The following is a 17,456-nucleotide window of genomic DNA, read 5'->3' as shown; positions in this document are numbered from 1 at the left end:
ACAGTTACGCGCAGAAAAAATAAGCTGAACAGGGGTGATCTTTACTTTAGTTTTCTGGTAAAATCTCGTCCTAATTTTCTCTAAGTGAATTTACGATGGGTAAAAACGTTGTTGTATTAGGCACCCAATGGGGTGACGAAGGAAAGGGTAAGGTAGTTGATCTCCTTACAGACAAAGCATCTTTAGTAGTTCGTTATCAAGGTGGCCACAATGCGGGTCATACTTTAGTTATCGAAGGTGAAAAGACGGTTCTACACCTTATTCCATCGGGTGTATTACGTGACAATGTTAAATGTGTGATTGGTAATGGTGTAGTTTTATCACCAGAAGCGCTAATGAGAGAAATTGGCATGCTTGAAGAACGTGGCGTACCAGTACGCGAGCGTCTTTTAATAAGTGAAGCATGTCCACTAATCTTGCCTTTCCATGTTGCATTAGATGTAGCCCGCGAAACTGCTCGTGGCGATAAGCCAATTGGTACAACTGGTCGTGGTATCGGTCCAGCGTACGAAGATAAAGTGGCGCGCCGTGGTTTACGCGTAGGTGATTTATTTAATCCTGAAGTTTTTGCAGCTAAATTAAAAGAAGTTCTTGAGTACCATAACTTCACTTTAGTTAACTACTACAAAGTAGATGCTGTAGATTTTCAAAAAACGTTTGATGATGCAATGGCTGTTGCAGATATCTTAAAAGCAATGGTTGTAGATGTAACTGAGCTTTTAGATCAAACGCGTTTAGCAGGCGAAAACATTTTATTTGAAGGTGCACAAGGTACATTACTTGATATCGATCACGGTACTTACCCTTATGTAACATCTTCAAACACAACTGCCGGTGGCGTTGCTACTGGTGCTGGTTTTGGTCCACTAAACCTTGATTACGTTTTAGGTATTATTAAAGCGTACACGACACGTGTTGGTTCAGGTCCTTTCCCTACAGAGCTTTACGATGGTCTTGAAAAACAAGATCCAGTAGGTAAGCACTTAGGTGATAAAGGTCATGAATTTGGCGCAACAACAGGTCGACTTCGTCGTACTGGTTGGTTAGATGCAGTGGCTATGCGCCGTGCAGTTCAAATCAACAGTATTTCAGGTTTTTGTTTAACTAAGCTTGATGTTTTAGATGGCTTAGAAACACTTAAAATCTGTACTGGTTATAAGCTTGAAGATGGCACTGTTACTAACATAACGCCATTAGCAGCAGAAGGTTACGATAAAGTAACGCCAGTATACGAAGAAATGCCAGGTTGGTCAGAAAACACTGTTGGTGTAACAAGCCTAGACGGTTTACCAAAAGCGGCGATTGACTACATCAAGCGTATTGAAGAAATTACGGGTGTTCCGATTGATATTATCTCTACAGGTCCAGACCGTGTAGAAACTATGGTACTTCGCAACCCGTTTGCGTAATTACTATTAGATTGAAAAAAGCTGCTTAGTGCAGCTTTTTTTATATCTAAAATTCACCTTGGAACGATCTTTGTATACTATTTAGTAGGTTTATTTTTAAAAGTGGTGAACATGCATTTATTTTCTCGTAATTGCGTATTAAAGCTTTCATTTATTTCATTAGCTTTATTTATATCAACCAATAGCTTAGCTACGGAAAGTCCAGCAGCCGTACCGCTGTATACAGAATCTGAGCTAATTGCGTTAATAAATAAAAACACGCATTTAGCGCGCGTAAAGGCAGATGATTGCCAGTTGGTACAAGATATAGAAGCACGAGCCAATAAAATGGCATTGCCGTCTTATCAGTTTTTGTATGGCGATATGCTGGCTTATAACGTATGTGTCGACCGAAATGTAGAGTTAGGTGTGTATTACATGCGAAAAGCGGCTGAGCAAGGCTTAGCGGCAGCACTAGAGCAATTGGGGCGTTACTACGACACCGGGCGTTTAGTTCAGCAAGATAAAGCAATGGCAATTACGTATTTGCGTGAGGCATCGTCGCAAGGCAATTTAAAAGCACAATTACGTTTAGTTAAATTATTTAATGATGGCTATGGCAGCCCGCGTGATTTTGAAGATGCCTATCGTTGGCTATTTAATTCTATGGTGGCAGATAAATCGACTCATAAAAAAATTGAGCGAGCGTTGACTAAGTTAGCGCAAAAAATGCCAGATAGTGTGGTTGCGCGAGCTCGTCTTCCTATTTAATGGCCCTTAAAAAACAAAACCCTAACTTTTTAAGTTAGGGTTTTTTGAGTTTTTACAGGTAGTAAAAGTGTTTAACTTTCTTCTTTAGCCTTTGTTTGCGGGTCTTTTAAAACCGACATTTTAGGCGGCTGTAATGCAACAACACGCTCGCCTTCTTGCGGCGGTTTTTCCATGTTGATTGTAAATGGTCTTAGTTTAATTGGCGTATCGTCGTCGCTGTCTTTATCACCTTTAAGAATAAATAAAGGGATAGCCTCAGGGTTCATTTCTAGGTATTGCTCCCAGCTAAACTCATCCGAGATACGTGTTGAACTAACCTTACCGCCTTTAGCTATAATACTGCTCAAACGTGCATATGAACCTTCGTCGCCAAACAGTATTTGTCTGGATAAAAACGTTGCGCTGTCTTTATTTGCTTTAGCATGCGACGTTGATGAGCGAAGCGAGAATACATTTTTTTCATTAAGTAAATGCGAAAAGTATTGAACGCCTAGCGCATTATGATGACGATTTGGCGATAGCGCTAAGACACTGCGAATAGTTGTCAGAGGTAAATAGCGTTCAGCATGCTCTGACTGTGGGTTACCGTAATAACAAGCTAAGCCATCCATACGTGCCATTCTGCAGTTTTCCCATGCAGGATCTGAAAGGTGAACCGGAATATTCTGCTCTTGTAAGCCACGCCCAATTGCACGTGATACATGGTTCGCACCAATAATTAATATTGTGTTTGGTGATGGTTGGCGAACACCTAATAGCTTAGCAACAGGAATGGCTGTTAAGCTTTGCAGTACAACCGTAATGATGATCACTGTAAATATGAGTGGCACCATTTTTTCAGCATCAGCAACGCCAGCTTCCATCATACTTAGTGCAAATACCGACCCAACGGCTGCGGCAACTATACCCCGAGGAGCAATCCAAGCAAGTACCAAGCGAGACTTCATTGGTAGGTCAGTGCCAAAAGTCGAAATAGCAATACACAGTGGGCGTGCAACAAAAAGCACAATAGCTAAAAATATAAATACGTCGCTGTCGAGCATCATCAAATCAGAAAGCTGTAAGCGTGCTGCAAGTAAAATAAACAGCGTTGATATTAATATCATCGACAAGTCTTCTTTGAACTCAAGTACAGAATCTATTTCTAAATCGTCTTGGTTCGCAAGCCAAATACCAAATACAGTCACTGCCAATAAACCTGATTCATGGCTTAAATAGTTTGATACAGAAAAACTAATAAGCACTAGCGCTAAAATCCCAAACTTATGTAATTCAAATGGCAGCCACTCGCGACGCATTAATAGTGTTGTTAGCCAACCAGCGGCAACACCAATACTTAAACCAACACCTAGGGTTTTAACTAAAGCAATAATAGTATGACTAAATACTTCGCCTTGGCCTACAAGCATTACGGCTTCAAATACCAATACAGCAAATAATGCGCCAATAGGGTCTATTACAATACCTTCCCAGCGAAGTATGCGGTCTATATCTTGTGTTGGGCGCATTGAGTTTAATAACGGTGCTATAACGGTAGGGCCTGTTACAACTAGCACTGCGCCCAATACTGCAGCTACACGCCAATTAAGCTCAAGCAACCAGTAGGCGCTAAGGCTAATAATAATACAGGTAGTAAGCATACCGATTGAGCAGAGATTTCTTACGACTTTTCCTATCCCTTTTAATTCCCTGAAATGCAGAGTTAAGGAACCTTCAAATAAAATGATGGCAACGCTTAGAGATACTACTGGAAACAGTAAATCACCTAAAAGCGCATCAGGGTCTAAAACACCGCTAAATGGTCCAAGTAAAAGACCAGTAAGCAATAAAAAAAGAATAGCGGGTACTCTAAAAGCCCACGCGACCCATTGGGCAAGCACAGAGCAAAGTGCGATACCGGCTATGTAAATTGCTGACATAGATTAAGAATTCCTTATTTATGACGATATGTTTAGAAAGTATAACTTTTGTTAATTATTAATACAGGGGTATACACCGGAAACTCAAATATTACTAATCAATTTTAGCTGCTTATAAAAGATTAGTACGCTTAAATCATTTAACGAGAGCTTAGCCAGCTTATTTTAATGTGTATTAATTGTTTGATTTATTGAATTTTAATAACAATATAAAAAATGTGAGTGCTTTGTAATAATCTAGTTCGATTTTTAACCTTGATTTTAAAGGGGTATTTAGTGTATTATGCTTCGTGTTCTAATAATTAGTCATCTAACGAAGTTTATTGAAGATAAAACAGACTTGTTAATCTTAACGTCATTTTTAATCTTTATAATCAGGAGTTAGTAATGTTTCTAGTGTTCGAACATTAAAAAATATCATTTGCCGAATTCTTGGTATGGTTTTGCCAAACAAGTTTATTTAATTATTTAAGTAAATAAAGGTTTGAGTTGAACTATTACTTTCAATGTTTAACCCCCATCGTGGCGGTTAAATCTCGGTCCTTTGGTCTTCACCCTATCTGTTGGTGTATCAGACTTTAGAGGCTCTATGCATGTTGTTAATAAAAAAGCCACACACAGCTTTTTACAGCGATGTATAAACAACACTTTTAAATTTTTTGATTAGTGCTGCTCAATATTATTGGGTTGTTACTACTTTATACTTGACCTCAAATCTAAGCTTCTTGTTTTAGATATGGTTTTTGCGTGTGTGTAAAAAAGTGTTGCCTAAATGAAAAGCAAAATTCGAAGCTATGTTTTAAACCTAGCTACTTAGTTTTAGCTCGTCTAATTAAGATGAGCGCAGATAAAATGGAAAGTTGAGCATTTATGCAAAAGTTAAATTGGCGACGTATCGTACTTAAAGTAGGTAGTGCATTAATTGCACCAGATCAAGATGGCTGCCGTTCGCGTTACATATTAACCATCGCACAGTTCATTGTTCGTTGTCGTGCCCGTGGAATCGAGGTGATTTTAGTATCATCGGGTTCTGTAGCGGCTGGAGCGCATTTATTCCCTTCAGACAAACCTCGTTCTGTGGTGATGAAAAAAGCAATGGCAGCAGCAGGTCAAACAGAAATGATCGCCATGTGGGACCGCTTTTTTGACTTTCCATCTGCGCAGCTATTATTAACGCACGGCGATTTACGTGATCGCGAGCGTTACCAAAGTATTCGTGAAACAGTGTTTACTTTACTTGAGCATGGTGTTCTTCCTATCATTAATGAAAATGATGCTGTAACTACCGACGACTTAAGAGTGGGTGATAACGATAACTTATCAGCAATGGTTGCAGCAGCTGCCGACGCCGATGCTTTATTAATATTCTCAGATGTTGACGGGTTATATGATAAAAACCCTAACTTGCATGATGATGCGGTGCTACTGCCTGAAATAAAATCAATTGATGAATCTATTTATGCTATGGCAGGATGTGCTACAAGCGCCGTTGGTACTGGTGGTATGAAAACTAAAATAGAAGCGGCAGAAAAAGCAACGTCACATGGTATAGCAACTTATATTATAAACGGCTTTAAAGAAGAAACATTTACGAAATTGCTGGCTGGGGAAAATCCTGGTAGCGTATTTTTACCGTACGAAAAACCGATGCAGGATTCTGTGCATTGGATGACACACACAGCAAACGAGCAAGGTGAAGTTGTTGTTGATGGATCATTTGATGAATCCCTGGAAGGGGAAAGTGGTTGTATTCGTGGTGATGAAATCATGGAAGTCCATGGTGAATTTGCTGTTGGTGATACTATTTTAGTACGTAGTGAAGACGGTACGCGTTTAGCTAAAGCGACCGCAAATTATAGTAGCTGTTTGTTAAACTTTATTGCAGACAACGAACAGAGTGAATTCAGCGAAAAAATGCAGGATTCAATTGGACCAGTTATATCTGAAAAACATATCGCATTATTGGAGAAGTCATGAGCTTAATTACGGACATTTCACGCCAGACAGCTAAAGCTGCCCATACACTTGCTTTACTCGACACCGAGACTAAAAATCAAGTACTAGTTGAAATGGCAGCGGCACTAAGAGAGCAAAAAGCATTTATAATCAAAGAAAACGAGAGTGACCTAAGCGCAGCACGCGACAATAACTTAGCAGCCTCAATGATAGACCGCTTAACGCTAAACGATGAGCGCATTGAAGCAATGGCAGAAGGCATTGAAGTAATAGTAAGCCTAGATGATCCTGTTGGTCAGCTACGTGATATCACAGAGCGTCCAAATGGCATTAAAATTCGTAAAATGCGCGTACCTCTTGGCGTTGTGTGTATGATTTATGAAGCACGCCCAAATGTAACAGCAGACGCTGGCGCATTGTGTTTTAAATCAGGTAATGGCGTTATTTTACGTGGCGGTAAAGAAGCACTTAAAAGTTCGCAAGCTATCGCAAGTGTAATGCACAGCGTACTTGAAAAGCATAACTTACCAGTATCACTTATTTCAGTGATCCCAGATCCAGACCGTGCACTATTAATGGAATTGATGCAGCAACGTGAAAGCATTGATTTAATAATTCCACGTGGCGGTGAAGGCTTAATTAACTTTGTTACCGAAAACAGTACGATCCCGGTAATTCAGCATTACAAAGGCGTTTGTCATCTATATGTAGATAAAGATGCTGATCTTGAAATTGCGCTTAACTTACTACTTAACGGTAAAACGCAACGTACGGGTGTTTGTAATGCACTTGAGGGCTTAGTAGTTCATCAAGATGTTGCAGATGAGTTTTTAAATCTTTGCGCAGTTGTATTACGCCAAGAAGGTGTAAAAATAAACGCCGACAGCTTTGCAGCTAAATATTTTGATAATGCAACTGTGTTAGCCGATAACGAATTTGGTGAAGAATACCTAGACCTTGAAATTGCTATTCGTGTGGTGCCAACTTTCAGCGCTGCTGTGGATCATATTGCTCAGTTTGGTTCTAACCATACTGAAGTGATTTGTACTAAGAACGCTGCTGCTGCAGAGTTATTCCAGCGTAGTGTTGACGCTTCTGTAGTAATGGTTAACACATCATCTCGCTTTTCTGATGGCTCACAACTGGGTTTAGGTGCAGAGATTGGTATAGCAACCTCTAAGCTTCATGCGTACGGTCCGATGGGTCTTGAATCACTGACCACAGAAAAGTATTTAGTTAATGGAGTAGGCCAAGTTCGCGAGTAACTGCAAACTTAGGTTTATAAAAAGCCGAGCATATTCATGCTCGGCTTTTTAGTTTGTAAATTACGTAACGGTTATTTTAATTTATCAAGCCAATCGCTTGCAGGTTCAGGTCTATGTAAATAGTAGCCTTGAAGAATAACTTCTGGATATTCCTGCAATAAATCAAAGTGGGATTGGTTCTCTACGCCTTCAGCTACAATCTCTAACTCGAATAAACGGCCTAAGCTTACAATCATATCAATAATTAACTTATCGTTATTATCAGTCGGTGCTTCCAATACAAAAGAGCGGTCAATTTTTAGCTCCTGTATGGGTAATTGTTTTAGATAAGTTAAACTCGAATACCCAGTACCAAAGTCATCAATAGATACCCTAATACCTAGCTTCTTGAGACAATGAACAGCCTCAATAGCCGCTTCCATATGATTAAGCAATGTCCCTTCAATTATCTCAATAGTGAGTTGCTGAGGATTAATGCTATGTTGCTTTATTTGTTGGCTAATAAAGCTTAAAAAACGCGCTTCATGAAAGTGCCTGCCGCTTATATTAATCGATAAATTTAACTCAGGGTGAGTTTTACTAAGTTGCGCTAATATTTCAAGTGCATTTGAAGTTACCCAGCAATCTAAGTCATAAATTATATCTGACTCTTCAGCTATAGATATAAACTCACCTGGGCTAATAAAGCCTTTTTGGGGATGCTCCCATCTTAATAAAACCTCAGCCCCTTTAAGGGTTTGGCTTCGATCAAATTGGGATTGTAAATATAGGGATAGCTCATTATTTGAGATAGCTTTGCGTAAATCTTGCTCTATTTCAAAACGACGTTTTGCTTGCTCGCCAAACGAAGTATCAAAAAAGGTAACTCTATTACCGCCTTTCTCTTTTGCCTTGTAACAAGCTGCCTCACAGTTACGAATAGTTTCAATAGCGCTTTCCCACTGATCTTCTCGAGGAAAAATATACGTGCCAATACTTACCGTTAAGCTAACGTCTTGCTCACCTACCTTAAAAGGATGGTTTACACTTATAAGCAGCTCTTGAGCTTTATTTTCTGCCATAGCTTGGGCTCTAACTCTGCCAACGCCTTTTTCAACTGTACACAGTACTGCAAATTCATCACTGCCTAAGCGAGCAATAACATCTTTTTTACTCACCTTAGAATGAATTCGTTTAGTTAATTCTTTTAAAATGTTATCGCCAGCAAGTAGGCCTAATCCATCATTTATTGAGTGGAAGCTGTCTATGTCAATAATATAAATATAGGCATAACTATTTTCGGTACTACAAACCTGAAGTTGCTGCTCTAACTGTTTTAAAAAGCCATTTCGGTTTGGCAAACCTGTAAGCTCATCATGCCATGTGAGGTAGTGAATTCTTTCTTGTGTTACTTTAACGCTCGAAATGTCACTAAACACACCAATATAATGCACATTAGTATCTTGATCGCCTTTAACCATACTTAGAGTTAGTAGCTCAGGGTAAAGCTCGCCATTTTTGCGTCTGGTTACAAGTTCTCCACTCCAATATCCAGCTTGATTCGCATGCTCCCATACTTGATCAAAGCTAATACTAGGGTGGTTATTTTGTTTAATGTCGTGCAACTGCATTTGCAGGGAGTCAGATTCAGAGTAACCAGTAATGCGGCAAAATGAAGGGTTTACGGCAATAATTTTTCCGTTACTGTCGGTAATAACAACGCCATCGGCGGTTCCCGTTAGGGCTTGATAAAATAACTTTTGTTTTGAAGAGAGCTCTTTTAATTCTTCTTCACGCTGGCTTAGTTCTTTCGCCAGTGACTCTATTTCAAGTAGCTTATCGTGTAGGTCAAAGTTTTTTTCTATAAGCCTATCAAGCATGCCCTGTGCGGTAATATGGGTACGGATACGTGCTCTAACGAGCGCTAGCTTGTAAGGTTTGTGTATGTAGTCAATTGCGCCCATAGCAAAGCCTTTTTCTTCAGACTCTTCTTCGGTAAGCGCAGTGACAAATATAACAGGGATCCCTTTAGTATTTTGTTTCGTTTTGAGTATATTGCATACTTCGTAGCCGTCCATGTCTGGCATCATTATGTCTAATAAAATTAAGTCAGGGCGAGTTGACTCAACAAATACTAATGCTTGTTCGCCACTAGTCGAAATACGTACATCGTAATCAGTTAAAAGTCCTTCAACTAATACGTGTAAATTACTAGGTTCGTCATCAACAATAAGAATTAAAGGTTTATGCTTTTTCTCTGTGGTTAATCCATTACTGTTTGCGAGATAATTTGAATGCACTATCTATCCTTCTTTGCGTTCTTTGCAATATTAAATCTAGTTCAGGTTAGTGGTTATGCCTAATTTTTATTATCGTTTCTATACTTATCAATAAGCTCAATCACTAGCGCGTAGTTAAAATGATCAATTGCTTCTTTGAGTTTAAATAAAGAGTGCCCTCTATCATATTGATTCATTTCTAGCTGTCTAATCAAACTGCTAGGTACAGGGCGAGCTGTTAATGCTAATGAGTATATATTATCAATAACCGAGTCTTCGTTTTCTAACTGATTTAGTTGCTTATGCTCTTTTTTAAAGCCGTCAGCTATCAAAAATTGTTTTACAGCAAAAAGTGTAAGAGTTAATTGCTCGTTAAAGCTAGATAAGTTAATACTCTTCTCATCTATTAAGTTTTTCTCAATACTTTGCGTGCTTTGTTGCAGTAGCTCCAAGCCTAATGTTCCGGCCAATCCTTTAAGTGTATGTACTAGTCGAATTAAGCTTTCTAACTCTCCATTTTTGATTAATATATCAGCTTTAGTTGAAAAGTCATTGTAATCGTTGACAAACTGAGTAAATAATTTAGCTAACAATTCATCATTGTTTTCTACGTTGTCTTTTGCCAGCTGCAGATTAATTGTATTTAATGGTTTGTTACTTTGTAGGTGTTTTTCTATACTTTCGAAAAGAGCATCAAAAATAATTGGTTTTACTAAAAAGTCATCCATACCCGCTCTAAACGCTGCTTTTTTATCATTAGGATCTGCGGCTGCTGTAATTGCAATTATGGGAGTTTTGTAGCCCCGCTCTCTTAATATACTTGTTGCCTCTAAGCCGTCCATAACTGGCATCTGAACATCCATAAAAATAATATCAATGTCATTTGTCTCTACTTTACCTAATGCATCATGTCCATCATTAGCAATGATCACGGCCATATCTAACCTTGCTAAAAGGGCAGAAGCTATTTCTTGGTTAATCTTATTATCGTCAACCACCAATGCATTAAAACCCGAGAATTTAGGATGAGGCCTTAATTGCTTTTCTTTAAAATTATCAGGTGAAAGCTTCCTTAAAATTTCTACTTCACTATTCTTATTACCAATAATTGTAATGTCTATACTTTCATTTTTTGCAATTGGCTCAGGAGACTCTTCATCAGTAATCAATAAAATAAGCGTCAATTTTTCATTAGTATTTTTATTTTGAGCATACAGTTGTTGTAATATAAAGTTATCTTTGAGCTCTTTTTGTTTTATCGACATTATTACAATACTAAATGGGCTATTAGGTTGAGCCATTTTAGCAATGGCTCTTAATGGTTCTTGTGTGGTTTCTGTAGTTATATTTATATCACTTAGCAAGTCCATTAATTTTTTAATTTGCTCATTATCGGGGCTAATTAATAGGGCATGTTTTTTAAGTTTTTGCTGCTCAGATAAGGTAAAAGGTAGAGTGAAGAAAAACTCGCTACCTTGATTAATCGTGCTCCTTACTTGTATATCTCCGCCAAGCAGTTTAGTTAATTGTTTGCTTATAGTGAGTCCTAAACCGGTTCCACCATACTTTCTTGTTGTGCTTGAATCACCTTGCGAGAAAGACTGGAATATAATTTTTGATTGCTCTTCGGTCATCCCAATACCGGTGTCTTTTATACTAAAGCGAAGGTTTATTGTTTTTTCGTGTTGAGATGTCGCTTCTATAATTAATGATATTTCACCATGCTCAGTAAACTTAATTGCGTTACCTACACAGTTATTTATTATTTGGCTTAAGTGCATGGGATCGCCAATAAGTTCAAGCCCTGCATCAACATGCAAAGTAAAGTTTAATAACAAACCTTTTTGCTTTGCATTGGTTGAGAACAAGTTTTGTACGTTAGAAACAATAGTATGTAAGGTAAATGGAATTTTCTCTAACTGGACTTTTTCCGATTCTAGTTTAGAAAAATCTAGAATATTATTTAAAATCTGTAATAAATTTTGAGCGCTTGAAAAAGCTTTGTCTGCATAGTGTTTTTGTCTTAAAGGAAGCTCGCTGCTTTGTAACAGTTGCAACATGCCCAATATGCCATTCATTGGGGTGCGAAGCTCATGACTCATGTTGGCTACAAAATCTATTTTTGTTTTATTGGCTTTATCAGTTTGCTCCATAGCACTCGTTAGGTCGGCATTCATTGCTTCCATTTGGGTATTTAATACACGAGTTTCGTTGAGCAGTTCTTTGGTTTGCTTGTTTTTTAGATACAAAGCGTTAGCGGCTTTTATTACCGATGCTATTTCTGTTTGATTTTGGTTGTTATTTGAAATAGTTACTGGCTTTTCGTTATTCATATCTTTAAGTAGTAAAGTGAGCTGAGTAATCGGTTTTATAACTGATCTGAAAATAAAATAGCTTAAAAACAAAATGATTAACATAATTAAAACGGCAAATATATTTGCCTGCTCTGTGTTTTTTGTTAAGTGATTACTTAGTTGCTCTTCTGTTTCAGTTAGTTTGTTTTTTTCTATATTTTTAATTTCATTTGTTAAATACAGCAATTCGTTTTCTATGCCTGTTAGTACAACATTTACAGAAAAAGTGTAGCTGCGGGTGAGTAATACAAGTTTGTTATAAGCTTGTTTTAAGCTTGTTGTTTTATTGGAGAGGGATTCATTTAGTACAGAGGTGCTCGTTAGTTTTTTATGTAAGTGATTTAGGTTTTGTTTTACATTTTGTGCTTCATCAAAATTAGGTTTATAGAGGTAGCTTATAATTGCGTGTTGTAAATTACTTATTGTGAGTAAAACATCGTTGAAAATAACCTTGTTACTGTCGCTTGAAGACTCCTCTAAATTACTAATTGTTACTTGTAAGTCATCAATAGGCTGTTTGAACTGAGTATTGTAAAGATGTTCGCGTTTTTGTCTGTTTACGACAACTTGGCCAAATGTATCTTGGTAGTTACTTAAATACTCGCCAAGGCGTATTAATGAGTTTTTGTATTCAAGGGGATGGTGTAGAGTATTTGTTTTTAGTTGCTTAAGGTTTAGATTTGCTTTATTTAAATAAAAATTAAATTTGGTAATCGTATTTTCATTTGCATTGTCAATAAATGAGACTGCATACGCTTGCAAAGAGATAATATCGTTTTCTAAGTGATTCACAGCTTCACTTTGAATAAGCGCGTTATGCTGCGACTTTTGCAAGTTTAGTAAGGTCGTTTGCGAATAGTTAAACAAGTAACTTTGCAAAAGAAGTAATCCAATCAGCGGACACAAAGCTAATATTATTTTTGATTTAATTGAATTTATTATCATTATCGGCTAATCAACTCATACCATTTTTGTAGACTGTAGTCATAGGTTGGCATAACGGTGTTCCATACTGCTACATTGCTAAAGCGTTTATGGTAACTACCGCCATTACGTTGCTCACCCGCTTTTACTGCTACGTCGCCATTTGTATTTAATAAATCTATGTTTGTTGCTTTTCCACCGTACCAGTAATCCCATTCGGCCTGAGATAGAAGTAGTTTAGAGCGTTGTGGGTTACTAATGTAATAACCTTGGCGAGCAATAAATGCACCAGGCCAGCCTGAAAGCCACCAATTCATATAGTCGTAAGCTGCATCTTTTACGCTACTTTGTGTTTGTGACGATAAACACATAACACCATGCCATCCTCGGTAGCCTTCTTTTGGCGCGGCAAAACGAACATTAATATTTTGACTGTTTAACGCAGAGACGGCAGGCGAAAACATACTTTCTATATGGGCACGCTTACTTTTCATAAACTCAATCGATTCAGGGACCGAGTTCCAATAGCCACTAAAATGACCTTGGCGTTTAAAGTCGAGTAATATACTAAACAATCTATCAAGTTCTGGGCGGGTCATTGCACCTATATCGTTAAACTTTATAAGCCCTTTGCTTTGTGCTGCTAGGGCTAGGTCAAATAATCCAATGGTAGGCGCATTTACAATGGCTACTTTACCTCGGTTCTCGTCATCAAGCAGCCAACTCCAGCTTTCTGTTTCGTATGCTATACCGGGCTTAATAAAGTCGGTGTTGTAACCAAAAGAGTCAACATTATGCACATAAGGCAAAAAGCTAATATGATCGCTTTCTTGAGCGCTTAATGTGCCATCGGGTTGAACATTTAATAATTTATAGGGGGCATCACCTGCACCAATACTTGCAGTTTCGGTTAGTTTTCCCGTTTTAGTGAGTGGATTTATCTCGTTAAAGTAGGTGAGTCGCTTTTTTTCTATTGGCTGAATAGAACCTGCATCCCAAAGCACATTAATGCTGTTTGACCACTGTTCGTATAAATCAAAGGAGCTAGGGTCCATTGATGCCTTTTGCAAAACAGCAGCGCTGCCTGCTGGAGTAAATTCTATATTAATACCTAAGTCACTCATCGCTTGCTTGCGGATAGCCTCTTGGAGTGTTACATGAGTACCAAGTACTCTTAATGTGACTTTTTTTCGGGCAAAAACATAAGGCGCATGTGTTATCGCACCAGCTGTTAAACCTATAGCAGCTAGCTTTTTTAGCGTTGAACGCTTAGGGTTGTCCATGTTAAGCCTAAAGTATTAATGTGTGACATTATGTATAGCTAAGAACTTGTAAAGACACAAGTTGAATGGATAAATTTAAAATTATATAGAATGAAAAATTAGAATAGTAGGGTATCAAAAAATAATAAAAACAATGGAAAAATAGAAGAGTAGAACGAATTTGAAAAGGAGTAGGAAAGTGGTGGAGCTAAGCAGGATCGAACTGCTGACCTCCTGCGTGCAAGGCAGGCGCTCTCCCAGCTGAGCTATAGCCCCACATTCCTAAATTACATATAATGTAACTGCTTGACTGCTGAGTTCCAAGCGGGACGAACTTTAAGTTTTTTTATAAATTTGGTCAAGTATTTTTTCGTAAATTTTCACCGTTTTCGTCAATTTTTGTTAGACTCGGCTTAATTCAAAACTAAAACGATAAAAAACAATGAAAAAATGTGTTCTGGCGCTTATGGTTTTACTCGCTGGTTGTGCCTCGAATGATGAGCCGCCTTTTGAAATAAATAATAAACAGTTTCACGAAAAGCAAGATGATCAAGGCAATAAACTTTTTGCTTATGTTGTTTCGGTAAAAGCTAAGCATCGTGAAAACTTTAACTTAGACCGTGGTCCAAACAAGAGACCAAGCCGTGGTGAGGTTAAGCAGTATATTGAACAAGAGCATTTTGAAGAATCGAGTGTTTTAAAATTGCAGTTAGAAGATCAAGCTGTTGAGTTATTAAACGAAGAGTTAAAAGAGCGTCAGTATTGCGATAATAAACACGAAGTAAGTGAAGTTTTATGGCGAGACCTAAGCGTGCAATTAAGAGGGCGTTGTTTGTAATATGTATGCGGATAAAACTAAGTTAGCAGAGCTTTTAGCGCACCTAGATATTAACTATGATGGAATAGAGCATCCGCCGCTACATACTAGCTTAGCAGCTGATGAGTTTATGATTGAGCGTCCTGGTACTCGTCTTAAAAACCTATTTTTACGCGATAATGAAGGTAAGCGACACTTTTTAGTTATTACCGCGCACAATAAGCAACTTGATTTAAAGGCACTATCAAAGCAACAAGGGCTTTCGCGTTTAGGGTTTGCATCGAGTGAGCGCTTAGCAACGTATTTAAAAGTGGCTCCTGGGTGTGTATCTATGTTGGCTCTTTTAAATGATAAGCAAAACGAAGTGAGCTTATGGGTCGATCAAGATATTTGGGGTGGTGATTTGTTTCATTGTCATCCGTTTGAAAACACCCAAACATGGTTGATTAGTAAAGCTGATTTAGAAGCATTTTTTAATCACACAAAGCATCAACCGCGCGTTGTATTTTTACCCTCGAAATAAGCCCACATAATTAACGATAAACCACATAAGCAAACCGCAAGTAGCGTAAACATAAACGCTGTTTGCCCATGATGTTGGTATACCACACCGGGTAATAACGACCCCAATGCACCACCACTGTAATAAAACGATACATATCCACCATTGGTTACACTTGGCGGGGCTTTACTTATTTTATTAACGAGTGGTGCGGCAGTTGAATGAATCACAAACATAGCACCACAAAACAAAGTAAATGCGATTAAAAATAAGCTAAGCTGGTGGCTCATTAATAAAATAATACTCACACTATAAAAACTAAATACCGCAGTTAATAAATGCCAAGGCGAAGCGACTTTTTTAAGTAACCAAGGTGCAGCAATAGAGGCGAGCGCGCCAACTAAATAACCACTGTAAACTAAACCTATGTCACGAGTATTGGTAATTAAAAACGTATTTTGCAATATAAACGGTAAGTAATTAAGTAGTGCAGCAAAGCAAAAAAACATACAAAAAACGGCACCGTAAACTTTAAGTACAGCGCCTTCTTTAAGCTGTTTAATGTAGTCCAGTGGTGAAAGCTGAGACTTTGTTGCTGGGTTCGAAAATTGAGAATGTTTGATTGTTAAAGCTAAAAAAATAAGCATAAAAGCAATTACGTAATAAAAGCTCTGCCAATTCCATAAGTCGCTAAACAAAGCTGCGAGCACACGACCAAAGTAACCACCAACTATGCTGCTACCAATATATAGGGTCATATTTTTTTGAAGTGTATCAGCGCTATAACTCATACCTATATAGCTAGTCATTGCGGTTAAAGCTGCAGGGAGCGTTAAACCTTGTAAAAATCGGACTAATAATAAAAGCTCAAAGCTAGGTACATAAATAAAAAGTAAGCAGCTAAGGCCTAAAAGCACCATTGCAATACGTAATATAAGTAGTGGATTTATTTTTGCTAAAAATAAACCGTAAACGAGCGGGGCAATGGCTAAGGGCAACATAGTTGCAGTCATTAAGCTGCCAGCTACCGCAGGGGCTATATTAAATTCGCTCGCAAAAAGACTAAGTAGAGGTTGTGGTGCATAAAGTACAAAAAATATAAATACCGAGCAAACGAGTAGATGAGGTAAACGCATTATATGGCTTATACATTTGCTGATTGGTTGTCTGGTATTGTATTAAAAATTGTTTTTAATTGATAATTAAAACCATGCTCTTTGCGTCATATCATGGTTTGTTTTAACTAGTTTGCTAGATTAATGTCGATAGCGCTGTTATTTGAACTCGTTGGTGATTAAAATAGCGATAATATTAGTTTTTAGTGGAACAAAGCCATGGGTTCATTACAAGACCAATTGCTTCAAGCAGGATTAACAACATCGCATAATGCTAAAGTTGCTAAATCAGAAAAGCGTAAGCAACAAAAAAAGCAAAAGAAAGGGGCTACTAGCAACCCAAGTGATCTGCAAAAGCATATTCAACAAACCAAGCTAGAGCAGCAAAAAAAAGCTGAAGAGCTTAACCAAACACGCCAAGTGAGCTTAAAGCAGCGCGAACAAGAAGCGCGTGTTAAACAAATTTTAGAGCACCACAACCAAGACGCTATTCGTGGTGAGCGCACATTTAATTTTACTTATCAAAACAAAGTAAAAAATATCGACGTGAACGAGAAAACGCAAAAAGCGTTATCGGGCGGTCGTTTAGCTATTTGTGTACTAGAAGGGCAATTTTACGTATTAGACGACGAACCAGCACGCAAAGTGGCAGAAGTTGACGAAAAGTATATTGTTTTTCATGTAGAGCCTGAAAACAAACCAAAAGATGAAGATGACCCGTACGCAGACTTTGAAGTACCAGATGATATAGTGTGGTAATAGTTTATTAAGGGTAAGCTCATTTTTATTTGCTAAAGTATATAAAAGTGAGACAGAAACGAGTTAGCGGTTTTTGGTTAAGTTGATCGTCTAGCGTCGTTTCGTACGTATGCTTTTTATTTGATTGTTTACTACAATCAATAGAACAGTTTTTCTAACCGTCAAA

12 protein-coding genes and 1 tRNA gene are annotated in these 17,456 nt (G+C 38.0%); 7 read left to right on the top strand and 6 right to left on the bottom strand.

What is annotated here, in order from left to right:
- The first annotated feature begins 95 nt into the window (after positions 1 to 95).
- Entirely contained in the window at positions 96 to 1,409 is a 1,314-nt protein-coding gene (locus tag I6E80_RS11470) for an adenylosuccinate synthase (protein WP_024600222.1), read from the top strand.
- Between the two features lie 111 nt (positions 1,410 to 1,520).
- Entirely contained in the window at positions 1,521 to 2,159 is a 639-nt protein-coding gene (locus I6E80_RS11465; RefSeq protein WP_024600221.1) for a tetratricopeptide repeat protein, read from the top strand.
- A 71-nt stretch (positions 2,160 to 2,230) separates the two neighbouring features.
- Here I6E80_RS11465 and I6E80_RS11460 read toward each other — a convergent pair whose 3' ends face one another.
- Positions 2,231 to 4,078, bottom strand: a complete 1,848-nt coding sequence (locus I6E80_RS11460; protein ID WP_007586413.1) for a sodium:proton antiporter — start codon at positions 4,076 to 4,078, stop codon at positions 2,231 to 2,233.
- 870 nt (positions 4,079 to 4,948) lie between these two features.
- Between I6E80_RS11460 and proB the strand changes: the two genes are divergently transcribed.
- Positions 4,949 to 6,055, top strand: a complete 1,107-nt coding sequence (proB, locus tag I6E80_RS11455) for a glutamate 5-kinase (RefSeq protein ID WP_024600220.1) — start codon at positions 4,949 to 4,951, stop codon at positions 6,053 to 6,055.
- Positions 6,052 to 7,299 (top strand): glutamate-5-semialdehyde dehydrogenase, encoded by a 1,248-nt coding sequence (locus tag I6E80_RS11450; protein WP_024600219.1) that lies wholly within the window; start codon positions 6,052 to 6,054, stop codon positions 7,297 to 7,299. Before proB ends, I6E80_RS11450 begins: the two co-directional genes overlap by 4 nt.
- A 71-nt stretch (positions 7,300 to 7,370) precedes the next feature.
- On the opposite strand, the gene I6E80_RS11445 is transcribed toward I6E80_RS11450, so the two are convergent.
- From I6E80_RS11445 to I6E80_RS11430, 4 genes are all read right to left on the bottom strand, one after another.
- The gene (locus I6E80_RS11445; RefSeq protein ID WP_197185589.1) at positions 7,371 to 9,578 is read right to left on the bottom strand and encodes an EAL domain-containing protein; all 2,208 of its coding nucleotides are present in this window, start codon (positions 9,576 to 9,578) and stop codon (positions 7,371 to 7,373) included.
- A 59-nt stretch (positions 9,579 to 9,637) separates the two neighbouring features.
- Positions 9,638 to 12,856, bottom strand: coding sequence for an ATP-binding protein (locus tag I6E80_RS11440; RefSeq protein ID WP_197185588.1), 3,219 nt, complete (start codon positions 12,854 to 12,856; stop codon positions 9,638 to 9,640).
- Positions 12,856 to 14,118, bottom strand: a complete 1,263-nt coding sequence (locus I6E80_RS11435; protein ID WP_024600216.1) for a PotD/PotF family extracellular solute-binding protein — start codon at positions 14,116 to 14,118, stop codon at positions 12,856 to 12,858. Before I6E80_RS11435 ends, I6E80_RS11440 begins: the two co-directional genes overlap by 1 nt.
- A 179-nt stretch (positions 14,119 to 14,297) precedes the next feature.
- A tRNA-Ala gene (locus tag I6E80_RS11430) sits at positions 14,298 to 14,373 on the bottom strand.
- A gap of 166 nt (positions 14,374 to 14,539) precedes the next feature.
- Here I6E80_RS11430 and I6E80_RS11425 point away from each other — a divergent pair.
- Complete coding sequence (locus I6E80_RS11425) at positions 14,540 to 14,935, top strand: hypothetical protein (protein WP_024600215.1); 396 nt, start codon at positions 14,540 to 14,542, stop codon at positions 14,933 to 14,935.
- A 1-nt stretch (position 14,936) separates the two neighbouring features.
- A complete protein-coding gene (locus I6E80_RS11420) occupies positions 14,937 to 15,437 on the top strand; it encodes a prolyl-tRNA synthetase associated domain-containing protein (protein ID WP_024605614.1) in 501 nt (166 codons plus the stop codon).
- Here the strand turns inward: I6E80_RS11420 and I6E80_RS11415 are convergent.
- Positions 15,404 to 16,552, bottom strand: a complete 1,149-nt coding sequence (locus I6E80_RS11415; RefSeq protein ID WP_197185587.1) for an MFS transporter — start codon at positions 16,550 to 16,552, stop codon at positions 15,404 to 15,406. The two genes, I6E80_RS11420 and I6E80_RS11415, sit on opposite strands and share 34 nt — an antisense overlap.
- A gap of 198 nt (positions 16,553 to 16,750) precedes the next feature.
- On the opposite strand from I6E80_RS11415, the gene I6E80_RS11410 reads away from it, so the two are divergent.
- Entirely contained in the window at positions 16,751 to 17,290 is a 540-nt protein-coding gene (locus tag I6E80_RS11410; protein WP_002957867.1) for a DUF2058 domain-containing protein, read from the top strand.
- The last annotated feature ends 166 nt before the right edge of the window (positions 17,291 to 17,456 follow it).

The organism is Pseudoalteromonas sp. NSLLW218 (genome assembly GCF_015864775.1).
In the GTDB taxonomy this organism is placed as follows: domain Bacteria; phylum Pseudomonadota; class Gammaproteobacteria; order Enterobacterales; family Alteromonadaceae; genus Pseudoalteromonas.
This window is presented reverse-complemented; position numbering and strand designations above follow the sequence as displayed.